Origin of the sequence: Burkholderia sp. FERM BP-3421 (assembly GCF_028657905.1) — a bacterium.
Classification (GTDB): domain Bacteria; phylum Pseudomonadota; class Gammaproteobacteria; order Burkholderiales; family Burkholderiaceae; genus Burkholderia.
In genome coordinates, this window is the sequence record NZ_CP117781.1 from 2548513 (window position 1) to 2574624 (window position 26112).

The following is a 26112-nucleotide window of genomic DNA, read 5'->3' on the forward strand; positions in this document are numbered from 1 at the left end:
AAATTCAACAGCCTGCTAGGAGCCCCTCGACGAAGCATGATCGATCGATACAGCAAGCAGCCGATCGCGCAAGCGCTCGTCGCGAAACCCGAACCACGGCCTATTCCTCCGACGCGGCAGACAGCGCCTCGCGGGCAAGACTGCCTCCCTGCCTGATTCCGATGGCCGACACCGCGCAGGCCAGCGCACTCGAACACGCGCACACGAAGAACACGCTGTGAATACCCGCCATGCCAGCCTTCCCTCCAGCCGCGACGATTGCGCCGAACACCGCGACGCCCACCGCGCCGCCGATCTGCCGTACGGTCGTGAAGATCGCCGAGGCGACGCCGGCGCGTCGGCGCTCGACCGAGGTCAGCAATGCCGCGGTCATGGCTGGGATGGCCAACCCCAAGCCGAACGGGATCGCGGCCAATGGAACGAGCATCCGCACATAGGGCGTATCGGCGCCGATCCCGTGCAGCGCGGCGTAGGCGAACGTCGCGATCGCAAATCCGAGGACCATCGGCAGACGCGGCCCCGACTTGGCGGCCAGGCGGCTGCCGAGCAGATTGGATACGGTGACGGTGCCCGTCAGAGGCACGAATGCCAGCCCGGTCTGAATGGTCGAATAGTGTCGAACCGTCTGGAAATAGAAACCGAGGATGAAGACAAGGCCGTAGTACGCGAAATTGTTGAGAAAGCCCGCGCAGGTCGCCGCCGAGAACGACGGCCGGCGAAACAGGTGCAGCGGAAGCATGGGATTGGGCGTGCGCCGCTCGATGACGATCAAGACGAGCCCTGCCGCGAGCGCGGCCGCGGCGCCCGCCAGCACGACAGGCTGCCGCCAGCCGCTCGCGCCGCACTCGATGATGCTGGCGGTCATGGCAAGTACCGCGACGATCGCACAGAGTTGGCCCGGTATGTCGATGGACGTTTTCGGCGCGTGCGGCGGCGTCTCCTTGATGAAGCGGGCGAGCCAGATGCCGAGTGCGCAAATGGGCAGGTTGACCAGGAAGATGCCGCGCCATCCGGATACCGCGAGCAGCAGCCCGCCGACCACCGGCCCCGCAGCGACGGCGAGCCCGCCCGCCGCGTTCCAGAGCCCGAGAGCACGCGCTCGGACGGCGGCATTGTCGGCGCAGGCGTCATTCAAGAGCGCGAGCGAGTTCGGCACGATGAGCGCCGCGCCCAGGCCCTGGACTGCGCGCGCGGCGACCAGTTCTGCACCGGATCGCGCGAGTCCGCACATGGCCGATGCGAGCGCGAAGACGACAAAACCGGCAACGAGGACGCGACGTCCGCCGCTGCGATCTCCCAGCGCGCCCCCGGACATCAGCAGCGTCGCAAAGGCAAGCGTGTAGGCATCGATCATCCACTGGAGTCCGGCGATCGTGGCGCCGAGGTTCGCGCCGATCCGAACCAGCGCCACATTCACGATGGTGACGTCGAGCTGGATGATCACAAAGCCGAGGCTCGTGGCGGCAATGGTCAAAAGGAGAGGCGAACGGTTCATCATCGGGGCAGTTTAAGAGCCGATGACGGATTGACGTTACACTAAAAGATGAACAATCATGCGTGGCGCGCGTCCTGGAGTCCCAGTCCTAGAGGCAGCACGCTATCCGGAGAGGTGCCATGAGTCGTTTCGAACCCAATGTAGCGTTTCCGGCGTCGTTGATCGGCGAACCCAACCGCGCGCGGATTCTCATGGCGTTGTGCGCGGGCGAGCAACGGGCCGGCTCGCTTGCCCAGTTCGTGTCGGCATCGCCGCAGGCCACCAGCAATCATCTCGCTCGGCTGGTGAAGGGGGGGCTGGTCTGCGTACGGAGTGACGGACGGCATCGCTACTATCGATTGGCGAATCCGGAGGTCGCACGGGTCCTGGAACTTCTGGCGGTGCTCGCGCCGCCCTTGCCGGCCCGACTGCATGGCCGCGTGGACCGGACGCTCCACTACGCGCGCACCTGTTACGACCATCTCGCCGGTACATTGGGCGTGGCGCTTGCCGATGCGATGAGACGCGAAGGATTCCTGTCCAAGCCGACGGGCAAGGACGATCAACGACACTGGCGGGTGACACGACGCGGCATCGCGTGGTTCGCCGATCTCGGCGTGGACACGAGTGCGTTGCGTGGGCCGCTCACGCGTATTGCACGTTGTTGCCTCGATCGCACCGAGCACCGGCATCATCTGGCGGGGCCGCTGGGCGTCGCGATGCTCAGGTGCATGGTCGAGCATCGCTGGCTCGAGCGCAATGCGGGCACGCGCGCCGTCAGGCTGACCCGTGAGGGTGCGCGCATGCTGAAGTCCAGTCTGGGTATCGACACCGACAGCCTGCGCGAGCCCGAACTTCCACGACCCGGCATCGACGCCATGTCGCCGGACTAAGCGGCTGCGAGTCCGGTCCGCGCCGCGATCATGCGTTTGAGCCGCTCGCGCTCGGACGCCCGATCCTCGGCCGACGGGCGCCGGCCTCACCCTGCCCCCGAACGTATTGCGCCAACGAACAAGCCTTGTTCCGAGATATCGTGACGCTTGCTCCGGCCATTCGACCGCTCACACAATCCAGGCGCCCCGTCCGTTGGTCGATCCGCTGACGAGCCTTACTTTTCCCACCAGTGGCGGTTGGCGTCCTGAAGGTTCTTCTGAACGCCCTTGCTCACATTTCGCGTGGCCTCGGCCTTCGATTGCACCTCGTCCGTTTCGGCTTTCGAGCGTGCCAGATCAGCGTTGATCTTGTCGTTCTCGCGATTGACCTGCGTTTCGAGCTGCTTCAGGCGCAGTTCCTTGTAGCGGTTCTCGTAAGCGCGGTCCTGATCTTCGATGCTGCGTTGCCTGCCGGCAGCATCGCGACGTTCACGGTCACGCTGCGACGCCATCGCCGCTTGCGCACGGTCACGCTTTTGCTGAGCCGCTGCCGCCGCCTTTTGCTGCCGCTGCTGCTCGGCTTCGTAAGCGCGCTGCTGCGCGTCGCGTTCGGCTACCGCATTGGATTCAAGCTGCTGCATGCGGGCAAGACCCGCATCCATGTTGACGGCGGTCTGGGGCGGCTGCCCCTGCGCGGCTACCGCCGTCGGGATCAGCAGCGAAAGAAAAACGGCCCGCTTCATTTCGCCGCTTCCGTCGCTTGAGCCGGACATTGCGCGTTCGGCTGGACACGGGTCGTCGTGTCCGAGCCGATCATCATCGCCATACCCGGCTTGAATTCGCAGACGCGGCCCACCTGTGCGCTGATGTACGATTTCTTGCCGTCGCGATAGGCGATCTGCACACCGTCGACCATCACCTTGTCGCTCACCATCGAGCCCGCTGCGGCGCCGACCGCGCCCCCGGCGACCGTTCCCACGCCGGTACGGCCCCAGCCTCCCGGCCCCGTCGCACCGCCGACGGCCGCCCCTGCGAGCGCGCCGAGAACCGTACCGGTCAGTTGCGCCGCTTGCTTGTTCTGCTCGTTGCTGACCTGCACGCGAGCCGGCAGGATGGTCAGAATTTCGATCGTGCGCACTTCCTGACGCTGGTTCACTTCAGTCGCGCTATAGGAATCGGCGCGATTTTCCATACCGGGCGTTGCGCAACCGGCCAGAATCATCGAGCCGGCAATCGTAGCGATGGTGATTTTTTTCATGAATTCCCCGTTTGTATTTTATGTCGGCGCAATTCTAATTTAATGATTTTGTAAAGGTCAAGTTTGAAAAGCGCATCGCCCCGAGTGGCTTGACGAGAGCGCGACAAAGTACGACCCGCTTACCGCCAGGAAAAGGCAGCGATCTCTGGACTTCCACCCATGATCCACCAGGCCAACCCAATCCCCAAATATACCGCCATCCGAATAAAAGTATTTAGCATATAAAATTATTATTTTTTAATAAAAATCAATCAATACTCCAAATATTTTTTCAATTCCCCCATCCACACCAATACGATTCAGCCTACGATGACTCCATAAGTCGCGAGAAGAAGTACTAACGACATGCACTATTCGACAATATGGATTCCTTGTTTTTATGACGAAAGCAAATAACGGCCCGATGCTCGACAAACCAACCACGGCCATCAACGCGTCCTGCGCACGACATTCCGCTGGATCGGGGCATCGGGCGCATCACACCAGCCCGTAGATGAGTTCGTTCTTCGGCAGCCATCCTTCGACACCATCGATGGACTGCTACGCCCGCCGTTTGAGTCATGCAGTCCCACCCCGGGGTCGCGATCCGGTGAGCCTCAACCATGTCATTCCGTCGCACTTGCGTCGCCAGCAGTTCTTTGGGTTTGCCGTTTTCGTACCGATCTTTCGTGGAGAACCCACTTGGCATCCAACTGCTCGACTTGCGCCTGGTTGGAGCGACGCGGGCCACCATGCACTCAAGCAACCCGAGCGGCTAACGGCGCGCTCACACATCCGAGACAGACGCTCCCGGGCATGTTAGCCATCCCCATGCTCTCGAGGAGCCGACCTCATGCCTGCGATTCGATGCCGCCAATCGACGACGTCATCTCCGTCTATTCACTCCTTCCGGGCCCGGAGCCGGAAAGCGATGCCACCATCTCGTCTTGACTTAGCTCATGCTGCACCATCGATGAGTTGATGATGGACATTGCAGGCACCGAGGAATTCTCGAAGCGGGCCGCCGTTATTGCACGCCAGCGGACGCGGGGCAACGTAGGAAAATCTGAATTGCCCTCGTCGTCCACCATCAAGCCGGAGCCTAACCTCGTCCAGTGGCTTTCGATTCCATTCCTGGATGGCTGTCGCCCAGTACGACGTTCATGTCGACAGGTCTCGTGCAGATACAGGCCGAAAACGGGTACCACGGCTACATCGCTGAAATCGGAGCCTACTACTGCAGTGCCTGACGGGGCTTGCGACGACTCTCCATGCTGGGGAAAAGGCGATTGCCATCGACGTGTTCGATGATCAGTCGACGAATGCCGATCTCGTCGGGTATAACGAAGTCGGCTCGACCGGAATTCACGACCTGACACAACAGATAACGCAAAGCGTTATCGCCCGAATGCGGACATCGCGATCATCCGGCGATCGTCACTGGATGTGAGAGCGGAGGATATTCTCCAGCGTGGCGGCAAGGTACGTTTCTTCTCGTTCGACGGCGGCCATACGCTCGACGTGCTGCTCAACGACCTCCGCCTCGCGGTTGAAATGCTCGCGCCTCACGGCATCATCTCGATCGACAATATTCTGAATCCACAATGGCCGGGCATCATCACCGGCTCAGTTCGCTTCTTTGATGGCGAAACCGACTTGCGTCCGGCTGCATTTTTCCCAATAAGCGGATCCGCACATTCGCGCCATTTTCGGGTTTCTACAAGAAGGCATTGCTCGGCATCGCGCCGACGGCCATCCAACGTCGAGAGGTAGAGTTCTCGAACTTCACGGCGGATCAATACCAAGAAGGTGACGATCTCGATCGCTTCCTTGCACGCCATCAGCAGGTGTGCCGTCAGCGGAACCTGCCAGCGGAATGAGGCACGAGCCGTCCTCGAGAATCACCGACAAGACAGCCTGCGTTTTCCGCGTTGGTGCAACAAAATCGCGACCCGCATGGAGGAGCCGCACGCGAGAGCGGTGCTGGAAGGGAAACCCGAACTCAGCCAAGCGGCTAACCGATTCGATGGCGGGCTCCCCCACCGGCACACGCTATCTCGCGAAACATCCGTTAGCGGCTCTTGTCGTCGATGGACCACATAAATTCGGTCTGCAAATTGCCTTTGAACGCCGGATCGGTACGCGACAGATAGAAGTTCATGAGGTAGCGGAGGCCCTTCGCGCCGTTGCCGAACGACACCGACGCGGCACCGTGGCAGGACATGCAGTTGGTCTGGATGCCAAGCGATGCTGACGATTGTGAGCCTGCGCGGAGGTACAGCGATCGAGACGCCCGACAGTCTGCTCGCGCGTCTGCTGCAGCGCATTCGCCGGCCACCGGCGGGCGGCAACAAATACGACTACCGGCAGTGGGCGATGGAAGTGCCGGGCGTAACCGCCGCGTTCGTCCATCCCTTGCGTCGCGGCCTTGGTACCGTCGACGTTGTGATCGTGACGGATGATGACCTGCCTTCGGACGACGTGCTGAAGATGGCGCAGGCTCACATCGATGATCAACCGCTCGATCCGAAAACTGGCGAGTTTATTGGCCTACCATGGATCGCATGATGGAAGCGACCTGAGCCGCAGCCGGATGACCAATCGATTCACAAGGAATTCACAGCCAATGAGGCAGACTATCGGGCGGCTGTCATTCGTGAGCAGCGCGACGCGTGCCTGCGCGACTCCGACACTCGCACTGTCACCCCCCCGGATGCTCCAGTAGCTGTACAGAACCAAGCTGCGCTTTGGGTGGAGTATCGCCAAAAGTTGCGCGACGTCACGATCCAGCCAGGGTTCCCGTTCAACGTAGAGTGGCCGGAGGCCCCACGCGCGCATTAAACGCACTTGTTGCCGAGCAGACCGGGTATGGGGGCTACGCTACAATCTGGCTGACCTGGGTTTGAACTGCCGGCCGACCGGCGGCAAAAACAAAAAATTCTCAACAATAGTAGACAGTGAAGCATTCACGAATCCCTGAGCTTGATCTGCTTCGATTCATCGCTGCCCTTGCAGTCGTGTTTTTTCACTACGCATTCCGGGGCTATGCAGCTGATGATCTGACCGTCATGCACTATCCGCTGCTTGAGCCGATCGCAAAATATGGCTTCCTAGGCGTGCACCTGTTTTTCATGATCAGCGGCTTTGTCATCCTGATGACGGCTGGCGACGGCAGCGTGAAGAACTTCATCGCGTCGCGCGCGGCACGCCTGGCACCGGCGTTCTGGGTTTGCTGTACGATGACCTTCCTCGTGACGCTCGCGATAGGCGGCGATCGCTTCAGCGCGACCTGGTCGCAATACCTAGTGAACATGGTGACGCTTGGCGGCGGGTTCGGCTCGGACCCGATTGACGGTGCGTACTGGTCGCTCGGTGCGGAGCTACGATTCTACCGCCTAGTCGCGATTTTGCTGATCCTCGGCCAGATTGACCGCACGGAGCGATGGCTGTTCGTATGGCTGGCCGCTACGGTGCTCGTCGAGACATTCCCGTTCATCAAGCTCAAGACCTTCCTGGTGACGGACTACGCGGGCTTCTTCATTGCTGGCGCTGCGCTCTTCCTTATCCGCAGGCACGGACTATCGCGGTCCCGTATCGGGCTCGTATGCGGTGCGTGGGCGCTGTCGCTCTACCGCGAACTCCAACTCCTGCCGTACTTCAGCGAGCACTTCGGATTGAATCTGAATGCATGGACGATCGCTGTTGTGATGACTGCTTTTTTTGCCGTGATGCTTGCGCTTGCGTTACGGCGCACCTCGGTATTGGCGAGCCCTCGATGGATCTGGTTCGGTGCGGTTAGCTATCCGCTCTACCTGCTCCATCAGAACATTGGCTACATGTTGTTCAATCAATTCGGCGACACGGTTGATCACGATGCGGTGTTCTGGGGTGTCATTGTTGGCGCAATCGGCCTTTCGCTGGTGCTACATGTTGCCGTGGAGAAGCCTCTGGCAGGACCACTGAAGCGTAGACTGATGTGCTGGCTTGACGCCGTGCAAAGCGGCGGAGCGGCGCTGCGCGCGCGCGTAGAGAAAATCAGCAGGTCATCGTAGCGCGGCGACGCATCTGGGCGGCAAACACGAGACGCGTCCCGCATCCACAGATGACACCGGTGAATCCGGCTGTTGCCGTCTATCTTGCGGCGACCGCAGCGCAGGATGCGGCACGGGCCGCCGCTGCCGCGCGTCAGGCGGCCTGGGAGGCGTCGCTACCGTCCGCGGCCGAGTTGATGCAATCCGTGACGGTCGACGCGAACGGCGAAGGGACGTCATTCAACTTCGAGGGCTACACGCTGTGGCACGAACCCGACCGCGGCGGTTGGTCGCTGACCAACGCTTACGGCATCGATCATTGCGGGTTCCTCACGTCAGAACGGGACTTCCAGCAGCTAATCGACACGCTCCGGCGCGGCCAGGACATCGGGCCGGTCCCGCCCGGTTGCGACGCGCTGGAAGAGCCGGAAGATGACGCGGCGGACATCGACGCTATGCTCGCGTGCCATGAGGCTGAAGCGGCGCTGCTGGCCCGCCTCGGGATCCCGGCCGACGACCCTGGGGGCTGACGGCAACTCAACCCGAGAGATTCTGGCAGTAGGCCACCCCCATCTCGTCCGCTCCGGAGCCCATCATGAACCGCGTCCCCGCCACACCGATTCCCGCTGACATCGTCTTCAGCGAGACGAGGTAAAAAACCATGCTCATACGTTTTCCTAGCGATTGCTGTACGGATTGCCAGCCTTGTGATTCAAGAAGTCGATCGTCGCTTCCCCCCACAACTCGCGGGGAATCGCATTGAGTGCGTGGGCAACCATCGAGACAAACTGCCCGCGGTTCTGATCGGCTCCGGCTTTGTCCGAATACGCGTATGAGTCGTACCTCGACACGGATCTGTCCTTTCCGTTGAATGTCGAGAACCTGAACCTGAACGCCAACGGCCGGATTGGGTTCGGAACCATCAACGCGACGGGCAGGGTCAACGTCAAGGCGGAGTGGAATTGAGGGGCGCGGCAGCCGCTTGCTTCGCACGATAAGCGCATCCTGTCAGTTCCGGTAGGTGTCAGAATCGTTTGGAAAAGAATATGGTTGGCATCATCGATGCCAAGGCTTCTGCTTTTCCGCAGCGATCCGTTTGCCCATCGCGAGCAGGGAACGCCTCTTGGCCGCTTCCCGATACCCAGGTCTTTCCGTCGAGTCATCGCTTCTTTGTCGATGTTTCAACCTACGCGAGAGAGGTCGGTAAATGCCCGAAACGAAAGTCACATCCGTGGAGTCCGCCATGTCGATCGCCGCGCTCGAAGCGGTATCGGCGAATTGCAGAGGGACGTTCGGCGTGGGCGGCGCGCTCGTCGACGATAACGGCAACGTGCTGCATGCCTTATCGAACCGGGTCGTCGAGAACGAACGCATTAACGATCCCACCGCCCATGGCGAGCGGCAACTGGTGGATTGGTACTACGCGAACAAGGATGCCTTGCATCTGCCCCCCCCGGAGCAGATCACCGTCATCACCTCGCTCGATCCTTGCTGCATGTGCACGGGGGCGATCCTGACAGCCGGATTCAAGGTCGTGGTGGCGGCGTTCGATACCTATGCCGGAATCAATTGGAACACCAAATTCGACTTTCCGTCGCTGCGCAGCCCGCAGAAAACGCAGGCGCTGGAGACGTTCGCTTACCCGGAAGTGGAAGACGGCCATTGTTTCAACCGGGCGCGGCAGGGCAAGCCGAATATTCCGCCGTTGTCCGGCGGGAGCAAATTGCAAGGCAGCACCGTTGCGCTTTGCAGCAGCATCTTCACATCGACGCTGACCGACATCAGGGACAAGATCAATCGGGATCTGCCGTTGAAGGATCTCCTCGATCTGGGCAAGCTGCCGCCAAACAACCCGATCGTCCAGGAACTGAAGGCGCGCTATCCCCAAGCGCTTCAATACAAGTCAGCGCGTCCGTTTGCTCCGGATAAGGGTTTGGCTTCATTCCTGCAAACGGCGATGAACGAGGACAAGAAGAACGGCGGGACGGGCCACGCCGTCGCGATGCTCGACAATCGCGGCTATCTGCTGCTATGCCTGCCGGGGTTCGAAGGCCAGTCGCGCATCCGGCGCGCGTATCTCGAAGTCACACGGACTTACGCGCAGATTCGCAGCAAGCTCGTCGGACTCGGGGTAGCCGATACGTTGAAATATCTGGGCCATCCCAAGTACTGCACGTTTGTGATGTCGATCGGCCCCGACACCAGTTCGCAAAGCATCATGGATCTCGGCGCATACGGCTCGACGATGGAGGGCGAATTGGTCCCCGAAAATCCTTCGCCGCTGCAATACGTGAGGCCCGCGATTCCTCAAGCCCAACTGGAGGATTTTTGTTCGACGCTGCCGCCGCTCTATAGCCAGCTGATCGGCGTCAAGCCGGTGCAAGTCGCCGATCAGGCGCTGATTCACGCGCTGAGCTGATCGTTGCATGCGATGGATCGGGGGCGATCCGTTGTCACGTCGCGGTGCGCCCCCCGTTCGATCGAACCGGGGCGCGTCTGACCTTTCCCCTCTGAAGTATCCCACTGTAAAGTTAGTGGCAAGGCGGCAGGAGAACCCTTGTCATGAAGAAGTCGCGGTTCAGCGAAGAGCAGATTATCGGGGTGCTGAAGGAAGCCGACGCAGGCATGAAGGAAGGTCGCAGACCTGTGCCGCAAACACGGCATATCGGATGCGACGTTCTATAACTGGCGTAGCCGTTACGGCGGCATGGACGTGTCGGAAGGCCTATCGCTTCGCCTGAAACGTCGCAAGAAACGCCCGAGTCATCTACGCGTAGTCATGCCGACGCCCAACGGCGCAGACGAAAGCTCGGCGATGGACTTTGTTGCTGACGCGCTGGTGCATGGCCGACGCATACGCATGTTGACGATCATCGACGCGTGGAACCGCAAGTGCCCGCACATCGAGGTCGACTTCTCGCTAACGGGGGTACGCGTGGCGCGTGTGCTCGAGCAGTTGCGACAACGAGGACGATGTCCCAACCTGATTCAGGTGGATAACGGGCCGGAGTTCGTCAGCAAGGCGCTCGATGCCTGGGCGCACGAACATGGCGTCAAGCTGCAGTTCATCCGTCCAGGCAAGCCGGTGGAAAACGCGCACATCGAAAGCTTCAACGGCCGACTGCGTGAAGAATGTTTGAACCAGCATGCGTTCGTCAGTCATCGACTGATGCACGCATGCGAATCGAAGCCTGGCGCACTGACTACAATTCAGTGCGCCCGCATAGCGCCTTAGGGCAACTGGCTCCGGACCAATTCCGGCAACTGCATCAACCGAAAGCCGGCGTGCCCACTAAATTACGAATGGTGTACTCGGCGGGGTAAGGTCAGAATATTTCTTCCATACTTTAAGAGGCCCGTGCTGGGATCTCGGTGCAACCACGTTGTTCGTTCCTCTTCGGAAAAGGGCAAATGAAAAAAAACGGCGCCCAACAAACTTCTGCTGAACTGTTTTACCCGCTGCGTTCGTAATGCATTCCTTCTCATATCGACCGTGCTCGCCCCGAAGTGGGCTATCGCGACAAAACCCATTGTCTCAGGCGCGGCAGCAACTCCGAACGGTTCCCACAAGCATCCACCTTAATCAGAAAATACGATCATGAGCGAACTGACATTCAATGAGCGTTTCACCGAGGTCTGGAAACATACGCAACGCGGCCTGGTCTACCCCGCGCCTTTCGCGATTTTTTCGAGTTTCTGGCTCAAGAATCCGATTACCCGAAGCGAGCTTGCGATGCTGATGCAGGAGGTCCGGCGCGAGATCAACACCGACCCGCGGCTCGGCAGCAAGAACACTACGTTGGTTGCCGGCGTGTCCTTCGAAAACTGGGCCCTGATTTGCGAGCAGGAGAAGATGCCCCTGCCCAAAGGGATGCGACTGCGCTACCCGCAGGACGATCATCCCCTCCGCTCGAAGGTCTTCGACGCGTCCAACGGCAACTTCAAGGATTCGGAGGCAAACCTCTGGTTCCACATTAAGAGCGACGACGCTAAAGCGTGCGACATCGTGCTGGAATTGACCGAGAACTGGCTGCGCGAAAACACCCGTGATTCGTTTCATCAAAGCGCGGCCAGCAAATCGGGCGGCAGCGACAAGCCGAACGGCGGCAGAGTGCTCGGTTGCCGCTTTGCCGAGAACCTGAACAATCCGTCCGATCCGATCTCGCTCGCGAAACATTCGATTGTCGGCGTGGACGATGTCGAGCACTTCGGCGCGTCGTTCGTTCTGTCGCAGCGATTCCTGATCAACTGGGATCAAATCAACATGATGTCGGAAGATCAAATCGAAGATCTGATTGGCAGAAAAACCGACGACACCATCATCCCCGACCGCGATACCCGCTCGCACATCAAGGCGTCGCGCGTGCAGGACGAGTTCGGCAACACCACGCCGGTGCTGCGCCTGGGCCTGCCTTTCGGCAATGCGCAAACCGGCACGACCTTTCGCAACCCGAAGTCCGTGACCGCCGCCGATGAGGAAGGCATCTATTTTGCCGGCTTTGCCAAGGAGATCGGCATCCTCGAGGATGTCATGCAAAACCAGATCGGCGCCGTTCATGGTTTCATGAACGACCGTCTGTTCAATCATCTGCGCTCGGACCTGGGAGGATTCTTCTACGTTCCCAGCCTGCAGGATCTCGGGCTGCTGGACGACGACGCCTATGCCAATAACTTCGATGCGCTGAATCGCGGCACGTGGGACAAATTTCCGGGCGTCGACTGGTCGAGGGTGGATCGCCACTTCACGGTCGCCTCCGAGAACGGGTTGATGTACTACAACCACAGCAACTACCTGTTCAACATGGCGACCAAGCTGAATAAACGCAGCGACTATTTCGAGGCGCCATCGAACCGGATACTGAGCCTGCTCGAGAATGCTTTCTCGCTGTGGCAAGACAACTGGTACTTCAACCGCAAGCAGGAAGAAATCGAGCATGACATCGCGTATTACATGGCGCAGTTCGACTTGCCCGGCAAGCCGGCCGACGTTATGCGGGAATCCATCATGTTGCGCAAGGGCTGGGCGATCCGCCTGAGCCTTCACCTGTTCACGTCGCCGGAATACGGTTTCCGCGGCCGGCGCATCCACTTGAGCGACGGCCGCCTGATCCCGTATTCCGCAGCGAAGGAAGAAGAAGGGACCGTGGTGTACGGCTCCGACACCTTCCGCATCTTCCCCGAGGAAATCATCGTCGGGGCCATGCCGAACCTGACGCTGGGCGAAGGCCGCTACGTGATGAAATACCTGAGCGAAGCCGAGCGCTTGAACGGGTTCCTTGCCAACTTGAGCGAAGCCTCCGGCGTCGGCCACGTCATTCCCGATTACCGGAAAGCCCTCGACCTTGGTCTTAGCGGGCTGTTGAACGAGGTCGCGCAATACGAAAGGAAGGCCGCCACCCAGCAGCAGCGGGATCTCTATCAATCGACGGCATTGGCGCTGCAAGGTATTTCCGAGTACTTCATGAACTATGCCGATCTGGCCAAGCAGATGGCGCAGGACATGCAGCCGGGCCAGGCGTGGGAGCAGCAGAATCTGACGGCCATCGAACGGCGCATGCGCAAGCTCGCGACGGAAAAACCCGGCAGCTTCGTCGAAGCGGTGCAATTCATTTTCACGTTGCACACCTGCCTGCACTTGAACGGCGAGCCGACGGCATTCGGCCGCATGGACCAACTGCTGCAACCCTATCTCGACCGGGACGCCATCACGCTCGAGGAAGCGCAAGAGATCATCGACGCCTTCTACATCAAGCTCGACGAAAAGATCCAACAGAACCGCATCTTCATGGAAGACCATCAGCCGTTCGGCAATCTGGCGATGGGCGGCAGCTCCGGACCTTATCCGCAGGGCGCTTCGCTCGGTCAATGGATCCAGCAGATCACCGTCGGCGGGACCGTGGCGGACGGCGAGACGGATATGGCGAAGACCAAGCCGGCCTACAACGACGTAACCCGCCTGTTCATCCGCGCATCCGGCCGCTTGCCGCTCAATGCGCCCTGCCTGTCGCTGCGCACCCGCAAGGACATCCCGGACGAGATCCTGGAAGAAGCCGCGCACGCGATACTATCGGGCGGCGCGCATCCTATCCTGCTGAACGACGAGACGCTCATCGAGGGCCTGTGGCGCAGCGGCGACGACGTCGGCGGCGAGCCGCTGCAAGGCAACAAGGCGTGGCGGTCGGCCGTGGAGATGAAATCGGCGCAGAACTATGCGTGCGACGGCTGCTACGAGCCCCAGTTCCCCGGCGAAAACTGGTTCTCGTTAGGCGGCTTTTCCACGTTGCAGCCGCTGGAGTGCGCGCTCAATCAAGGCAGGACCTATTCCAGCGCGGGCCAAAGCTATCTGTTCGGCCAAACGGTATCGCTGACCACGAGGCCGGCCGAGCAGATCGAAAGCTTCGACGCGTTGCTGGCGTTGTATCGGCAGCATTTCGAATGGCTCAACCGCAAGGCGTTCAACGGCCAGTTGATGAGCTACGGCAACAATACCCAGTATTGCCCGTCTCCGATCCTGAATGCGTTGATGGACGACTGCCTGGCCAAAGGCCTGGATTTCTACAGCGGTGGGGCCAAGTACAACATCTATGGCCCTTGCTATATTGCGCTCAGCTCCACCATCAACTCCCTGTACGCGATCAAGCGCCTGGTGTTCGACGACGAGACCGCCGTCACCACCTTGCCCGAGTTGCTGGAATGCCTGTGCTGCGATTGGGGCTACAAGATGACGGAGCCCTTCATCAGCAAGCTCGCAGGGGAAAGCCGGATCACGGCGCGCGCCGACCGTTTCAAGCGCTTGCGCGAAGTGGCGTTGTCACTGCCCCGCTACGGCCGCGGCCATGCGGAAATCGACGCCTTCGGCAATACCATCGTCGAGCTGGTGGCGCAGATTTCGATCGAGACGTTTACCCAGCCTTGGCCGCAGCTGCGCGACACCCTGCAGAGCTTCGCGAGCAAATACGGGACGGCCGATCATCCGTTCGGAATTCAGATTCAGCCCGGCGTCGGCACATTTGAAAACCATGTGGAGATGGGAGCCTGGAACGGCGCCAGCGCGGACGGCAGACGAACGGGCACGACGGTCGCCTCCGACATGAGCGCGGCGCCGAGTCCGACGGATTTGCCGGTCGAGCATCAGTACGCCGGCTTCGCCGAAGCATTGGCAGGCTTTGAAGGGAGCGGCTCGAGCCTGATGTCCGATGGCGCACCGAGCGACTTCAATATCGCCGAGGATTTCCCGGCCGAGAAATTGAAGCAAGTTCTGCGTCAATTTGCGCAAGGAAAGGGATCCAACATTTTGACCGTGACCGTGGCGAACCCGGACACCTTCGCCGATGCAATCGGCTCGCCTGAGAAATACGATTTGCTTCGCGTTCGCACCGGCGGCTGGACAAACTTCTTCACATCGGTGTTTCCGGTGATCCAGGAGCAACATCGGCGGCGTCCCGTTTCCTTGCCGGAGGAGGTGAAAGTGGATCCGGGCAGGCAATGTCCGTTTCATGCGGGGCGATAGGTAGCTCGACGAAGCGCATCCCATGCAGAAGACCCATCTGCATGGGATGATTTGTGTACCAACGGATGTTCGTGGCGGTCGGCGGTAGCCGTGGCTCGTGCCAGGTAATCGGATGGAGCCGTCCTGGTCATCTCAGTCGTTCCACATGGCGAGAGGCGGATCGACGTCGATCTTGGCCTGGTCTCCAATCCTGAAATTGCTCTACGAGTTCGGCGTCGTGTTGCCTCAAGGCCGTCGTGCATCGATCGACGCCGCCAAAGCCGCGCTGGCGTCACTGGCCGACGAGTTGCTAGACAGCCTGCAGGATCAGCTTTCGCGACTCCGTGCGCTCGATGAGCAGATTGCTCGGATCGAGCAACGCATTCTCAATTGGCGGCGCAATGACGATGCATGCCTGTTCGTGGCGGTGGAGCACCGCAACGGCAAGGTGGTGGTCCGGGTCAAGCTGGAGCTCGCGGTGGAATTGACCTCGCGCTTGGTGCAGTCCGAGGGGCCGGGCGGGGCCGAGCCGCGCGTGGACGCATGGAGCCGCACCGACTACGAAACGGTCCGGATCGAGGCGCTGGTGACGCTCGCCAGCACGCTGAAAGCACGACGCGCCGTGCGCCGCGCGACGTGTAGCCCGCCACCCGGGTCACCTCTCCGCTCACATTCACGCCGAGCTTGTCGCGTCTCGCCGGCATCGGCGGCACGACCGTCGGCGCGACGAGCGGCACGTCGGCACCGCCGGCGTCGAGGTCCAGCCCGCGATCGCGCCAGTGTTCGCGTAGCGCATCGATGGCGTCCTCGGTCACCGGCACGAAACGTTCCTTGTTGCCCTTGCAGATCACTCGCAGGATCCAAGTCGCCGGTGTCTCGTCCTCGGTCGGCCACCACTGCAGGCCGCCCCGCTTCGCTGTCACCGCCTCCTCGATGCGTAAGCCGGCGTCACCCATCAGCAGCACCAGCGCCCGCGCGACGCGCCAGTCGGGGCCCTGCGGCCCGACGCCTTCGCCGTGCTCGGCAAGCCGCGCGCGCACCATCGCCCACACATCCATCGGCAGGGCCCGCTGCACCTGCAGCTTGGTCGCGCGCTTCAGCGGCTTCGGATCGGCGACGGCCCCAGGGATTGCCAGCCAGGTAGCGGACCTTGACGAGCTAGTCGCAGGCCGCGCGCAGCGTGCGCACTGCGTAGAGCTGGCTGTCGAGCGACAGGGGCTTCAACGAAAACGGCCGCCAACGTCCGGACGCGCGCGAGGCCTGCGGCCCGCGGAACGCATCCGACGGCGCGGCCAGGAACGCCTTGTAGGCCTCGCAGTCGTCAACCAGCACAGACGACATCGGCCGGCCGCGCTCCAGCACGCACCACTGCACGAAGCGCTCGAGCTCGCGCCAGTACGCGCGCTGCGTGGCCGCCTGGCCGTCGTAGCGATGCAGGTACGCGAACACGGCGTCGAGGTCGTGCGCGGCCGCGATGTACGAGAACGCCGGTGCGCGATTCGTGCCGGTCGAACCGTCCAGGTCGGTCGGCATCGCCAAGCGATGCATCGGCACCAGCTGGTCGCGGCGCAGCGGGACGCGCGCCTCCGGCGCGGCGGCGAGCCGCTCGACGCGCTCGACGTCGAGCACGACCGTATCACCGATCATCTCGGCATGCCGGCGCAGCCACCCGACCACGATTCGGGCGCGGCCGACGCCAATGCGCGGCACCGACCGCCACCAGCTACCGCCGCGGCGGTTGCAGTACGCGACCAGCTGCCGACGGTGCGCACATCGACCTCGATCAGCTGCAGGGCGACGAGCGGCCGGAACCAGCGCGCGATTGCGTCATCGGGCGCCGGCGCCGCCCGGGCCCAGCTGCCCGCCACCTGCTCGATCAGCTGCAGCGACACTAGCTTTTAGTGACAACTCCGGGGTTTCGCCAACCAGATTAATAAGCAGGTCCGCAATCAGTCGAACACGGGGCGAATGTTTGACGTCCGGGTGCATCACGAGCCACAACTGCCGAACAGTCGAGCAAGCATGATCTGGCAGTAAGCACAAGGCTGTGTCATTCGTCGCAAGAAAATGCGGAAATGCGGCAATCCCCAAACCAACTCGTGCGGCATTGAGCAATGCGACCAGATCATTGCTCCGGAATACAAAGCGACGGTCTCCAGCAATCTGGTTTAGCCAGCGCTGCTGAGGTACTTGACTAAGACCTTCGTCATACCCCAAGAATTCCCATTCTGACTCTGGTCGATTCGCATATCCGTAGGCAGCATAGAGGCCATAGCTCATCTGCCCTATGCATCGCGCGACCAAACCTGAAGCGGTTGGCCTTGACATGCGAATTGCCAGATCGGCCTCGCCACGAGCCAAATTCGCGTCGCGCGATTCTCCCATGACTTCCAGATCAATGTTCATCCACTGAGATCGTATGCCCGCGAGGCGAGGTACCAGCAGATGGCTAGCCAATACAGGTGGAGCAGAGATGCGAACGGTACCCTTCAGGGACGACACACCCACCGCCGCGCGAGAAAAGGCCTGTGCTTCGTCGTCCAGGCGTCTCGCCTGCATCGCCAACGTTTCGCCTTCTGGTGTTAGCGACCAGCCTTTAGGCAAGCGATCAAACAGCCTGATTTCCAGTGATTGCTCCAGCGCCTCGACCCGTCTAGCAACAGTTGAATGCTCAACACTAAGCTTGCGTGCTGCTGCCGAGAGACTCCCGACCCGCGCCAATTCGAGGAAATACCGTATATCGTCCCATTGCAGACGCAGGCTTTCCGGGAGCAGTCTTCCTGTGCTTTTTTGCACACTCATTGCCAATTTATCTGGAATTGTTGAGTCATTTTGCCCAGTGCAACATGAGCTTGCAAGATCAATCGCCAGGAGAACAGTATGACTTCCAAATCCGCACCCGACGCAGCCTCGTTTCATGCGGCCCAAGTGGTAATCGGGCAATACGGCGACGCTTCGCAATTGAGCCTTCGCGAGGTTGCACTCCCTGCCCTCGTGGCCGGGGAAGTTCGAATCCGCCACACTGCGATCGGCGTCAATTTCGTCGACATCTATCACCGCACCGGCCTCTACGCCCTGCCAGAGCTGCCCACAGTTCTAGGTGTCGAGGGTGCCGGTGTCATTGACGCCGTCGGCCCTGGCGTCGAATCACTGCACCTAGGGCAGCGCGTGGCCTACGCAGGCCCACCAACCGGTAGCTACGCCAGCGTCCGCAATATTTGCGCCGACCGCGTTCTTCCGCTGCCCGACGACATAGGTGATGACACTGCGGCTAGTCTTCTGCTGCGCGGCATCACAGCCCATATGCTGTGTTCATATGTCTATCCCGTCAAGGCTGGTGACACCGTATTGGTCCACGCGGCCGCCGGCGGTTTGGGCCTCGTCCTCGTGCAATGGGCCAAGGCGCTGGGCGCCCGTGTCATAGGCACGGTTGGCTCGTCGGCGAAGGCGGAATTGGCGAAAGAGCATGGCCTTGACGAAGCGATTCTTTATCGCGAACAGGATTTTGTCACCGCGACACAAGCACTGACTTGCGGATGCGGAGTCGACTACGCAATTGACGGCATCGGCGGCAAGACCCTCATCGAGACGCTAGGGACTGTACGTCCCTTCGGAATGGTCGCCAGCGTTGGTCAGGTCAGTGGAGACTCGGGACCGATCGACCTGGCTCTGCTTGGCTCGACCCTCTCGGTTGCCCTTTCTCGCCCAAGTGTATTCCGCTTCATGTCCGACCCGGCACGCTACGAGGAAGGAGTGCTGGCCACGTTCCAGCGCTTGCAGAGCGGCATGAGGGCGAACATTGGAACAGTGCTTCCTCTGGCCCAGGCGGCTGAAGCGCAGCGTCGCCTGGAAGCCGGCGAAACCAGCGGCTCGATACTTTTGCAGCCCTGATCTGGACGGGCGTCCAAAGGCGCGACATCTCAAGGCAGGCGCGTAACAATGAAAAGCTTCGGTTGGTCCCCAATACCGAATCTACCGCACCTTACTCGCCCCGACGGTCCGCCAGCCGCGCGTGGTACTTCGCCGCTTCCTGACGCATGCGCTGCTGTTCCGCGTTCACGTAGCTCGTGGTGGTCTGCAGGGAGGCGTGGCGTGCCACCGGTGCATCATGGGAGTGACGTTTGCAGGTATGTCGGTGGGCTGGGTGCTCATGGTGCTCGGGAAAGTCGCTTTGGGTTGCCCGAGTTACCAGTGGTCAGGTCGCGCCCGCGCGAAGATAGCCAATCAGCCAGATGTCGGAGATGCGGAGCGGCGGCTGACGGCCAGTTTCTGACCTTCGACCCAGCGGTCGGCAGGACGCTCCAGCGGCCGTTTCGTGCTCCAACATCGGTCATGCGCGACTGATGGACATTGCGGGACATCGAGCGCCCCCCAATGACTCCCCTTCCGCGTGGGTGCGCACGACAGACAGTTTTCCGATGGAACGAACTGACCGGCAAACTTTCCATCGCATGGCACACGCACGATGCGCCTGTCAGGAAAATGAGAACCGCTCCCGATACGCTTGAGGAGCGACCCGCAGTAACCGGACGAAGCTACGCCGCATGCTTTCTTCACTACCGAATCCGCAACGGCTTGCGATGCGTTTGACCGGCCATGACGTCTCGCCGAGTAGTCGCTGTGCTGCCTCGACTCGGAGTTGCTCAACCGCGCGCGCAGGTGTCCGGCCCGTTTCCGCCTTGTAGTGACGCATGAAGCTGCGTTCGCTCATGTGGAGTCGTCTGGCTAGCAAAGGAACGGAAAGATCAGACGCCAGGTGTGCCGCCATCCATGCGTGCAATTCACCGAACCTGTCATCTGCCTTTTGCATCGACAGCATGGCACTAAACTGGGACTGGCCGCCTGGGCGCTTCAGAAAGACGACGAGTTCACGAGCGACTTCCAGTGCTACCGAACGGCCGAGGTCTTCTTCCACGAGCGCAAGGGCGAGATCGATTCCTGCGGTCACACCTGCGGATGTCCAGATATCGCCGTCGCGAACGAATATTGGATCGGTTTCTACGCGCAGCTTGGGATAGCGGTTCGTGAGTTCGTCGCAGCGGGTCCAATGCGTGACCACACGTCGGCCATCCAGTAATCCGGCCTCTGCCAGCAGAAAAGCCCCGGAACACACGGAGGCGATGCGCCTTGATCGGCTGGCTTGCCGCCGTGTCCAACGGGTCAAGCGCGCATCCGCCGATGCCGCAGAAACGCCGCGGCCGCCCGGAACGACGAGCGTGTCAATAGGCCCTTTCACTGAATGTATGGAATGGGTCAGCAGGGCCAAGCCGGAGGAGGAGGTCACGAGCCCGGCCTCGGCTGCAACAACCCGAAGTACGTAAGGTTCTGCAAGCCCTCGCTCTACTGCCAGTTCATTGGCGGAGGCAAAAACCTGCAATGGCCCGCTGACGTCGAGGAGTTGAACGTCCGGAAAAGCGACCAGCAAGATGGATCGTGCTTCGGCTGACATCACGTGGCGAAAACTGTGGGGTAAATGGCAATTCTGCCAAAGGCTACCTGCATAAAATCGATCCGTCCACCTCGAAGACAGTCGCTGGTGCGAATTTGACAAGGTATCCCCATGACGCTCCAAATCGGATTTCTGGTATTTCCACAAGTACAACAACTAGACCTGACCGGTCCCCATGACGTACTCGCATCGCTTCCCGGCGCAACGGCCCTGTTGATCTGGAAAACACTCGACCCGGTAACATCTAGCAATGGACTACTCCTTACGCCCACCGCCACATATGAGGACTGCCCGCCACTCGACGTGATTTGTGTTCCCGGTGGAGGGGGTGTAACGGACCTGTTGCAGGACCTTCAGACGATCGAGTTTGTTCGCAAACAGGCCGCCGGTGCCCGTTACGTCACTTCTGTCTGCACCGGTGCATTATTGCTTGGTGCAGCAGGGTTGCTTCGCGGACGGCGTGCCACAACTCACTGGGCCTTCCACTCGTTGCTTGAGCCCCTTGGTGCCATTCCGACGCGCGATCGGGTAGTCCGTGACGGCAACCTCATGACTGGCGGAGGTGTGACCGCGGGCATCGATTTGGGACTGACGGTTGCTGCAGAATTGGCGGGGATTGAGGAAGCGCAGGCGATTCAGCTCGAACTCGAGTATGCTCCGGCGCCTCCATTCAATGCTGGGAGGCCAGATGTCGCGCCGCAAGCGCTTGTGGAACTAGTGGAACAACGGTCCGAACAGGGGCTCGCAGCGCGACGTCGAATAGTCATGGAAATCGCCGCTGATCGAACCTGAGTTGCCGCTTCGATGCACGACGTGACGTTATCGCGAGTCTGTTCAGCAGTCGAGACTAGCCATTCGCGTAGTGCAACGAAAGCCCCAGTTCCCGATACACGCGTTCAACGCGGCTATGGTTGCCCTCGCGTGCTTTCCGATACCAGCGGCCTGTAGTGGATTGCTTGCCCTGATTCGACCAGTCCAGCACCGCCTAGTGACAAACTCTGGTCGGTTCAACTGCGCGATCTGGGACGGCCTGGACTGGACGCTCGTGCGCGCGCTGGTCGAGCGCAACCGACGGGCCGGCGACGAATGATCAAATGCGCGGAGCTCGACGTGAGCGACAAAAATGCATGAAACAGACAAAAAATAGACGCCGCACTGCATTTTCCGGCTCCACGATAGGGGAAGGTAGGACTACATACGAATGCGCACCCTGCGGCGACAAATGTTGACGCCGCGCCTCATAAAACAGAGGCAGGATGGTGCTTAGGCAGAGATTTTCTGCAGGGTTAAAGCATTACGCTAATCGTTCAGGAAATTACTGTCGTAATGGTTAGATTAATCAACTGGAGGGGATAGTCCATGGCGATCCGCGGCTTAACTACTAACAACACGGCAATCAATTCCAACACCACCCTGCAGGACGCGGCGCAGTCGATCATCAACGGCGTCACGGGTAAGAGCAATCTAGACGTTGAGGGGCTGGTCAACGGGCTGGTCAAGGATAAGATCAAGGGCTTGAACGTGGCGATCAGTTCCGCCTCCACCCGGAACACCGATCTGTCCGCCGCGTTTGGCCACCTGCGCACCGAATTGACGTCGCTGCAGACGGCGCTGACCTCGCTGTCCGACGGCACGCTGCAGCAGAAATTCGCGGTCAAGGCATCGGGCAAGGGCCTGACAGCCACCACCGAGAAGGGCGCGACGGCCGGCAGCTACCAGGTCGAAGTCAAGCAGGTCGCGACTTCCCAGACGCTCGTGTCGAGCGCGTTCGATCCGAAGCAGAAGCTCGGCACCGGCACGATGACGCTCAAGGTCGGCGACAAGTCGATGGCGCTCGACATCACCCCGGAGAACAACGCACCGGCCGGCATCGCCGCCGCCATCAACGCGTCGCAGAAGAACCCGGGCGTGACGGCCACGATCGTCAATGGCACTGACGGCGCGCACCTGGTGCTGCGCACGGTCGCCTCGGGCAGCGCGAACGTCATCAACATCGACGTCAGCAACGTCAAGGACGACGGCGGCCTGTCGAAGTTCGCGGTGCAGTCGGTGGTCGATCCGAAGGGCGGCCCGTCGAAGGTGATGGACGGGGCTCACACCTGGACCCAGAGCAAGGACGCGGCGGCCCAGGATGCGATCGTCTCGGTCGGCGGCATCACGGCGCGCCACGCCGACAATGCGATGAAGGACGTGATCGCCGGCGTGACGCTGAACGTCACGCAGGAGGCGCTCGGCTCGACCCAGACGCTGACGATCTCGCCCGACATCGATGCGCAGGCGAAGGTGGTCACCGATTTCGTCGCCCAGTACAACGCCGTGATGAAGACGGCGGCAGATTACTCGAAGTTCGACAAAACTGCGGAGAAAGGCAAGCAGGGCGGCATCCTGCTCGGCGACCCGACGCTCAACGCGATCCGCAACTCGCTCGGCAAGATCATGGCGGGCGGGATCGACAACGGCACGGCCAAGGCCGGTTTCGCGGAAATCGGTGTGAAGTTTGCGCCGGCGGGCTCGAACCTGCCGGACGGCTCGCTGGTGGTCGACAACGCCGCGTTGAAGGCGGCGCTGCAGAACAAGCCCGCGGTCGTGGCCCGGGTGTTCAACGCAACCGACGGCCTCGGCAAGCAGATGAGCAACCAGATCAACCAGCACATCCGCGACGACGGCACTAAGTTGACCGACAAGGGTACGCTTGCGGTCCGCCTCAGCGAGATCGATACGAGCATGAAGAGCCTGTCGCAGCGCCGGGAACAGCTGGCGGGCTACGCCGAGCAGTTGACCGCGCAGTACAAGTCACAGTTCACGGTGCTCGACGCGCTGATGACGAAGATGAAGAGCAACGGCGACTACCTGACGCTGTTGTTTGGTGCCGGTAACAATAAGTAAGCCATGGCGCGCGGCGTGCCGCGCGCGCCTCTTGCGGTTTCGCCGCCGCGGCAGGATCATCGGGCACCGACCTCGCCCGATTCCGCCGGCGGCTGTTGTTGAGGAAGACGTTAAGAAGTCCGGGATGTTCTTTGCCATGGCCCCGAAATGCGCCGCTCGCCAATCGATGGGAACTGGTGCCGAGAGAGTTCGAGGAGTTCCTGGTTCAGGGTCACTATTCGGCAACAGTCGCGAGCCAGGCAGCGCCGACGTCGGTGAGCCGAACCTCATCGCCAAGGCGCACAACCAACCCCTTCTTCGCTAGGCCTGACACCGCACGTCCTTCCGTATGATCGAACGATACGAGCGTGCCCGTATGGGCACGTCCAGCTTCGACGAGCACGGACCTCATGAACGCGTCTTCCCCGGACGAAAGCTTCCCCTCGGCCGCAAACGTTGCTTGGCTCACGTCCGCCCGTGCAACGACCATGAGGACATCCGGCACGCGTTCGATGGGTTTCCGATGCTCGATCTGTCGATTAAGTACAGCGTGGGCAACGCGAACGGCGGCCCGTCGACGAGTCGCGAGCTGGTGATCACGAACTGGGAGTCGGCACCCCTAGGTCAACTGTTCTGATCCTTATGGCGGATACACTTTCGCTGGTACAACACAGGAGAACCAGCATGCGGTTCGCATTCGTCTCGGGCGAGAAGAAGGAAGCGGCTCCCGGCTCGAAAGGAACTTGCGTTAACCCGCTTTGTTCCAGTCCGATGGTGGCCAAGTGCGGACGGGTCAAAGTTTGGCACTGGGCTCATAAGGGAAAGAAGCCATGTGACCCATGGTACGAGTCCGAAACACAATGGCATCGCGACTGGAAAGACAAGTTTCCGCGAGAGTGGCAGGAAGTGGTCGATCACGACGCTCAGTCGGGGGAAATTCACATAGCGGATGTGAAGACCCCTCACGGCTTAGTGCTGGAGTTCCAGCACTCTCCTCGCCGTCCAGGCGCGCAGCGACGAGCGGCCGGACCAGCGGCCGACTGGTGTTGAGGGAAGCCGTTAAAAAGCCCGGGAAGTGCTTTGCCATGGCCACGATACGCGCCGCTCGCCAATCCATGGAAACTGGTGCTTGGAGAGATCGAGGGGTTCCTGATTCAGGGGGGCCACACGCACCTGTACTATGTTGTGTGCTCCCGCGCGACTCCAGCGCATGTGCTGGCCCTTGCACATCCGGCGACCGATGATTCGGTTGATTGAGGATTCGACGAAGCCGGTCGAGATTCATCGGCCAGCGCGTTGCCGTGTGCGGTAGTCGATCAGCGAATCGCGATTAGCTTGTAGATATGTGACCACGTCCAGGAGTTTGCGGCGCGCCTGTCTGACCTGGCAGCTCGAATCCGGATCGCGCTTCTCGCGCAGGTCAAGGAGTCGGTGGAGTTTTTTCGCGAGCCCTTGCCAACCTGCCGCATCCCCAGTCCAGACTAGGTTGCGGAAGCGAACAAACAGATCCCACAGTTCGAATGCTGATCCGTTCACAGTGAGCTGCGCGTACGCCAGGGGCGCGACTGCCTGGTCGGCGTATCGCAACATTCGACCGATATGAGCCCAGTCGAGCACCCACTCGGTATTGAACGGAAGATCAGCAGAAACGCCTGTCAGGTCGAGTGCTCCATCGGTCAGTACGCAGACATCGTTCGAATCATCGTAGCCACTGTCTCTCAGGAATTCAGTCATTTCCTCCTGCAAATGCCTGCTGCGCGGCATCGCGGATGCCCAAACTCTCGGTTGCCTACCTGTCCGCCCCAAAGCCGCGACCACACTGCCAGCGACGAAGATTCCTTCCCCGTTGTCGTCCGATTGCCCTTGCTCGCGCCTTGGCCGTTGCTTCGGGCGCGACGAACATAGCCAACGTCAATGCCGAGTTCGGCATCCGGCTTCGTCTCGTCGCCCCATCGATGCGCGGGTCGGGCGTGCTGTATGCATTTGCCGACATTCATCGTGTGATTGCGGATCGTTACGTGACTGTCACGACCGGACATCGGTAACAGCAGATTCATGATCTGCCTGGCCTGCCGATATGGCATTGATGCACCGAGTTCTGCATGCAGCCATCGTAGCTCACCGGTAGTCACATCCGTAAAGTAGTGCTTGAGCGGCGAAACATACCTGGAAGCGTCCGCGCCGCAATCGCAAGCCTTCCATCGGTCTCGGCAGTAGAATACCTTCCCGAGCGTGGTCTTCAGTTCAGAGCTGTGGCTATCGTGGAGGCGGCGAGGTACACCACACGCCCGACATGCCCTGCGCGAAGTGCAGAAGCATGTGATTTGCTCGACAACAAATTCCTGCTGGATACTATTGATCAGCGACTTCCCTTCAGCGAGGGACAGCCCGACGTCTCCGAATGTCGGATCACTGGTTGTCCGGTGAAGTCGGATTACTTCTACGCGCCGGGTCTCAGTCCCATCGCCATCGTCGAACTCCAGAGTGACCGTGCATCGCATGGCTCCCTCCGTCTCATAGACAGGAAGGAAAACCATACCTCGTTGTGCGATCACTTCCCAGGCTTTTTAACGGCTTCCCTCAACAGTTGGTGCTGGTCGCCTGGCCAGCAGCGGCCACATCTGGCGACGGGCCAACTTCTCGCTTCGCCCCGCCCTTTGACCCGAGCATTCTGCGCAGTGGGACGGGCGCCTTC

25 protein-coding genes and 3 pseudogenes are annotated in these 26112 nt (G+C 60.7%); 17 read left to right on the top strand and 11 right to left on the bottom strand.

Annotated elements, in window-relative coordinates; translation table 11 throughout:
* Nucleotides 1-100: 100 nt before the first annotated feature.
* Nucleotides 101-1498 carry an MFS transporter gene (locus tag Bsp3421_RS14120; protein WP_273996557.1) on the bottom strand — a complete coding sequence of 466 codons (1398 nt, stop codon included), beginning with the start codon at nt 1496-1498 and terminating at the stop codon, nt 101-103.
* 116 nt (nt 1499-1614) lie between these two features.
* Here Bsp3421_RS14120 and Bsp3421_RS14125 point away from each other — a divergent pair, with 116 nt between their 5' ends.
* On the top strand, nt 1615-2367 hold the full coding sequence (locus tag Bsp3421_RS14125; protein WP_273996558.1) for an ArsR/SmtB family transcription factor: 753 nt from the start codon (nt 1615-1617) through the stop codon (nt 2365-2367).
* Between the two features lie 215 nt (nt 2368-2582).
* Here Bsp3421_RS14125 and Bsp3421_RS14130 read toward each other — a convergent pair whose 3' ends face one another.
* The 4 genes from Bsp3421_RS14130 to Bsp3421_RS14145 all read right to left on the bottom strand — a co-directional run bounded on the left by Bsp3421_RS14130 (nt 2583) and on the right by Bsp3421_RS14145 (nt 5807).
* Nucleotides 2583-3089, bottom strand: coding sequence for a DUF5384 family protein (locus tag Bsp3421_RS14130; RefSeq protein WP_273996559.1), 507 nt, complete (start codon nt 3087-3089; stop codon nt 2583-2585).
* On the bottom strand, nt 3086-3604 hold the full coding sequence (locus Bsp3421_RS14135) for a glycine zipper domain-containing protein (protein WP_273996560.1): 519 nt from the start codon (nt 3602-3604) through the stop codon (nt 3086-3088). Before Bsp3421_RS14135 ends, Bsp3421_RS14130 begins: the two co-directional genes overlap by 4 nt.
* Before the next feature lie 1544 nt (nt 3605-5148).
* Nucleotides 5149-5424, bottom strand: a complete 276-nt coding sequence (locus Bsp3421_RS14140) for a hypothetical protein (RefSeq protein ID WP_273996561.1) — start codon at nt 5422-5424, stop codon at nt 5149-5151.
* Between the two features lie 230 nt (nt 5425-5654).
* Nucleotides 5655-5807 carry a hypothetical protein gene (locus tag Bsp3421_RS14145; protein ID WP_273996562.1) on the bottom strand — a complete coding sequence of 51 codons (153 nt, stop codon included), beginning with the start codon at nt 5805-5807 and terminating at the stop codon, nt 5655-5657.
* Nucleotides 5808-5830: 23 nt separating this feature from the next.
* Here Bsp3421_RS14145 and Bsp3421_RS14150 point away from each other — a divergent pair, with 23 nt between their 5' ends.
* The 4 genes from Bsp3421_RS14150 (at nt 5831) to Bsp3421_RS14160 (ending at nt 8144) form a co-directional block, all read left to right on the top strand.
* A complete protein-coding gene (locus tag Bsp3421_RS14150; RefSeq protein ID WP_273996564.1) occupies nt 5831-6151 on the top strand; it encodes a baseplate J/gp47 family protein in 321 nt (106 codons plus the stop codon).
* Nucleotides 6152-6259: 108 nt separating this feature from the next.
* On the top strand, nt 6260-6424 hold the full coding sequence (locus Bsp3421_RS34380; RefSeq protein ID WP_443111516.1) for a phage tail assembly chaperone: 165 nt from the start codon (nt 6260-6262) through the stop codon (nt 6422-6424).
* 116 nt (nt 6425-6540) lie between these two features.
* Nucleotides 6541-7635 carry an acyltransferase family protein gene (locus Bsp3421_RS14155; RefSeq protein ID WP_273996565.1) on the top strand — a complete coding sequence of 365 codons (1095 nt, stop codon included), beginning with the start codon at nt 6541-6543 and terminating at the stop codon, nt 7633-7635.
* A 50-nt stretch (nt 7636-7685) separates the two neighbouring features.
* Complete coding sequence (locus tag Bsp3421_RS14160; protein WP_273996566.1) at nt 7686-8144, top strand: hypothetical protein; 459 nt, start codon at nt 7686-7688, stop codon at nt 8142-8144.
* Nucleotides 8145-8151: 7 nt separating this feature from the next.
* On the opposite strand, the gene Bsp3421_RS14165 is transcribed toward Bsp3421_RS14160, so the two are convergent.
* Complete coding sequence (locus tag Bsp3421_RS14165; RefSeq protein WP_273996567.1) at nt 8152-8283, bottom strand: hypothetical protein; 132 nt, start codon at nt 8281-8283, stop codon at nt 8152-8154.
* Between the two features lie 147 nt (nt 8284-8430).
* Between Bsp3421_RS14165 and Bsp3421_RS14170 the strand changes: the two genes are divergently transcribed.
* The 7 genes and pseudogenes from Bsp3421_RS14170 to Bsp3421_RS34400 all read left to right on the top strand — a co-directional run.
* Nucleotides 8431-8580, top strand: a complete 150-nt coding sequence (locus tag Bsp3421_RS14170; protein ID WP_273996568.1) for a hypothetical protein — start codon at nt 8431-8433, stop codon at nt 8578-8580.
* A gap of 277 nt (nt 8581-8857) precedes the next feature.
* Nucleotides 8858-10033: a nucleoside deaminase gene (locus tag Bsp3421_RS14175; RefSeq protein ID WP_273996569.1), complete on the top strand. Its 1176-nt coding sequence runs from the start codon at nt 8858-8860 to the stop codon at nt 10031-10033.
* Between the two features lie 143 nt (nt 10034-10176).
* Nucleotides 10177-10351: pseudogene (locus Bsp3421_RS34385) on the top strand (transposase); the annotation flags it as partial.
* Nucleotides 10352-10393: 42 nt separating this feature from the next.
* Nucleotides 10394-10849 carry a DDE-type integrase/transposase/recombinase gene (locus Bsp3421_RS34390; protein WP_443111517.1) on the top strand — a complete coding sequence of 152 codons (456 nt, stop codon included), beginning with the start codon at nt 10394-10396 and terminating at the stop codon, nt 10847-10849.
* On the top strand, nt 10792-10938 hold the full coding sequence (locus Bsp3421_RS34395) for an integrase core domain-containing protein (RefSeq protein WP_443111450.1): 147 nt from the start codon (nt 10792-10794) through the stop codon (nt 10936-10938). The genes Bsp3421_RS34390 and Bsp3421_RS34395 overlap by 58 nt, the downstream gene beginning before the upstream one ends.
* A 274-nt stretch (nt 10939-11212) precedes the next feature.
* Nucleotides 11213-15124 carry a Dyp-type peroxidase gene (locus Bsp3421_RS14185; protein WP_273996570.1) on the top strand — a complete coding sequence of 1304 codons (3912 nt, stop codon included), beginning with the start codon at nt 11213-11215 and terminating at the stop codon, nt 15122-15124.
* A 196-nt stretch (nt 15125-15320) separates the two neighbouring features.
* Nucleotides 15321-15518 (top strand): annotated as a pseudogene (locus Bsp3421_RS34400) (IS110 family transposase); the annotation flags it as partial.
* A 46-nt stretch (nt 15519-15564) separates the two neighbouring features.
* Here the strand turns inward: Bsp3421_RS34400 and Bsp3421_RS14190 are convergent.
* From Bsp3421_RS14190 to Bsp3421_RS14200, 3 genes are all read right to left on the bottom strand, one after another.
* A complete protein-coding gene (locus Bsp3421_RS14190; RefSeq protein ID WP_273996571.1) occupies nt 15565-16179 on the bottom strand; it encodes a hypothetical protein in 615 nt (204 codons plus the stop codon).
* A gap of 82 nt (nt 16180-16261) precedes the next feature.
* A complete protein-coding gene (locus Bsp3421_RS14195; protein ID WP_273998443.1) occupies nt 16262-16750 on the bottom strand; it encodes a hypothetical protein in 489 nt (162 codons plus the stop codon).
* Nucleotides 16751-16930: 180 nt separating this feature from the next.
* On the bottom strand, nt 16931-17905 hold the full coding sequence (locus Bsp3421_RS14200; protein ID WP_273996572.1) for a LysR family transcriptional regulator: 975 nt from the start codon (nt 17903-17905) through the stop codon (nt 16931-16933).
* Nucleotides 17906-17983: 78 nt separating this feature from the next.
* Here Bsp3421_RS14200 and Bsp3421_RS14205 point away from each other — a divergent pair, with 78 nt between their 5' ends.
* Nucleotides 17984-18994, top strand: a complete 1011-nt coding sequence (locus Bsp3421_RS14205) for a quinone oxidoreductase family protein (RefSeq protein ID WP_273996573.1) — start codon at nt 17984-17986, stop codon at nt 18992-18994.
* Between the two features lie 583 nt (nt 18995-19577).
* Here the strand turns inward: Bsp3421_RS14205 and Bsp3421_RS14210 are convergent.
* Nucleotides 19578-20552, bottom strand: a complete 975-nt coding sequence (locus Bsp3421_RS14210; RefSeq protein WP_273996574.1) for a GlxA family transcriptional regulator — start codon at nt 20550-20552, stop codon at nt 19578-19580.
* A gap of 111 nt (nt 20553-20663) precedes the next feature.
* Between Bsp3421_RS14210 and Bsp3421_RS14215 the strand changes: the two genes are divergently transcribed.
* The 4 genes from Bsp3421_RS14215 to Bsp3421_RS14230 all read left to right on the top strand — a co-directional run bounded on the left by Bsp3421_RS14215 (nt 20664) and on the right by Bsp3421_RS14230 (nt 24467).
* Nucleotides 20664-21344: a DJ-1/PfpI family protein gene (locus Bsp3421_RS14215; protein ID WP_273996575.1), complete on the top strand. Its 681-nt coding sequence runs from the start codon at nt 20664-20666 to the stop codon at nt 21342-21344.
* Between the two features lie 567 nt (nt 21345-21911).
* Nucleotides 21912-23438 (top strand): flagellar filament capping protein FliD, encoded by a 1527-nt coding sequence (gene fliD, locus Bsp3421_RS14220; RefSeq protein WP_273996576.1) that lies wholly within the window; start codon nt 21912-21914, stop codon nt 23436-23438.
* A gap of 439 nt (nt 23439-23877) precedes the next feature.
* Nucleotides 23878-24054: a hypothetical protein gene (locus tag Bsp3421_RS14225; protein ID WP_273996577.1), complete on the top strand. Its 177-nt coding sequence runs from the start codon at nt 23878-23880 to the stop codon at nt 24052-24054.
* Between the two features lie 134 nt (nt 24055-24188).
* Complete coding sequence (locus tag Bsp3421_RS14230) at nt 24189-24467, top strand: hypothetical protein (protein WP_273998402.1); 279 nt, start codon at nt 24189-24191, stop codon at nt 24465-24467.
* 9 nt (nt 24468-24476) lie between these two features.
* Here Bsp3421_RS14230 and Bsp3421_RS14235 read toward each other — a convergent pair.
* Nucleotides 24477-25918 (bottom strand): annotated as a pseudogene (locus tag Bsp3421_RS14235) (ISKra4 family transposase).
* Between the last annotated feature and the right edge of the window lie 194 nt (nt 25919-26112).

What these genes read in the sequence shown, in the direction of transcription:
- Bsp3421_RS14175 (WP_273996569.1), top strand. Translation starts at nt 8,858, where the DNA reads ATGTCGATCGCCGCGCTCGAAGCGGTATCGGCGAATTGCAGAGGGACG.
- Bsp3421_RS14165 (WP_273996567.1), bottom strand. Translation starts at nt 8,283, where the DNA reads ATGAGCATGGTTTTTTACCTCGTCTCGCTGAAGACGATGTCAGCGGGA.
- Bsp3421_RS14120 (WP_273996557.1), bottom strand. Translation starts at nt 1,498, where the DNA reads ATGATGAACCGTTCGCCTCTCCTTTTGACCATTGCCGCCACGAGCCTC.
- Bsp3421_RS14185 (WP_273996570.1), top strand. Translation starts at nt 11,213, where the DNA reads ATGAGCGAACTGACATTCAATGAGCGTTTCACCGAGGTCTGGAAACAT.
- Bsp3421_RS14205 (WP_273996573.1), top strand. Translation starts at nt 17,984, where the DNA reads ATGACTTCCAAATCCGCACCCGACGCAGCCTCGTTTCATGCGGCCCAA.
- Bsp3421_RS14130 (WP_273996559.1), bottom strand. Translation starts at nt 3,089, where the DNA reads ATGAAGCGGGCCGTTTTTCTTTCGCTGCTGATCCCGACGGCGGTAGCC.
- Bsp3421_RS14210 (WP_273996574.1), bottom strand. Translation starts at nt 20,552, where the DNA reads ATGTCAGCCGAAGCACGATCCATCTTGCTGGTCGCTTTTCCGGACGTT.
- Bsp3421_RS14160 (WP_273996566.1), top strand. Translation starts at nt 7,686, where the DNA reads ATGACACCGGTGAATCCGGCTGTTGCCGTCTATCTTGCGGCGACCGCA.
- Bsp3421_RS14125 (WP_273996558.1), top strand. Translation starts at nt 1,615, where the DNA reads ATGAGTCGTTTCGAACCCAATGTAGCGTTTCCGGCGTCGTTGATCGGC.
- Bsp3421_RS14195 (WP_273998443.1), bottom strand. Translation starts at nt 16,750, where the DNA reads ATGATCGGTGATACGGTCGTGCTCGACGTCGAGCGCGTCGAGCGGCTC.
- Bsp3421_RS14135 (WP_273996560.1), bottom strand. Translation starts at nt 3,604, where the DNA reads ATGAAAAAAATCACCATCGCTACGATTGCCGGCTCGATGATTCTGGCC.
- Bsp3421_RS14215 (WP_273996575.1), top strand. Translation starts at nt 20,664, where the DNA reads ATGACGCTCCAAATCGGATTTCTGGTATTTCCACAAGTACAACAACTA.
- Bsp3421_RS14230 (WP_273998402.1), top strand. Translation starts at nt 24,189, where the DNA reads ATGGTGGCCAAGTGCGGACGGGTCAAAGTTTGGCACTGGGCTCATAAG.
- Bsp3421_RS14140 (WP_273996561.1), bottom strand. Translation starts at nt 5,424, where the DNA reads ATGGCGTGCAAGGAAGCGATCGAGATCGTCACCTTCTTGGTATTGATC.
- Bsp3421_RS34390 (WP_443111517.1), top strand. Translation starts at nt 10,394, where the DNA reads ATGCCGACGCCCAACGGCGCAGACGAAAGCTCGGCGATGGACTTTGTT.
- Bsp3421_RS14200 (WP_273996572.1), bottom strand. Translation starts at nt 17,905, where the DNA reads ATGAGTGTGCAAAAAAGCACAGGAAGACTGCTCCCGGAAAGCCTGCGT.
- Bsp3421_RS34395 (WP_443111450.1), top strand. Translation starts at nt 10,792, where the DNA reads ATGCGAATCGAAGCCTGGCGCACTGACTACAATTCAGTGCGCCCGCAT.
- fliD (WP_273996576.1), top strand. Translation starts at nt 21,912, where the DNA reads ATGGCGATCCGCGGCTTAACTACTAACAACACGGCAATCAATTCCAAC.
- Bsp3421_RS14145 (WP_273996562.1), bottom strand. Translation starts at nt 5,807, where the DNA reads ATGTCCTGCCACGGTGCCGCGTCGGTGTCGTTCGGCAACGGCGCGAAG.
- Bsp3421_RS14150 (WP_273996564.1), top strand. Translation starts at nt 5,831, where the DNA reads ATGCTGACGATTGTGAGCCTGCGCGGAGGTACAGCGATCGAGACGCCC.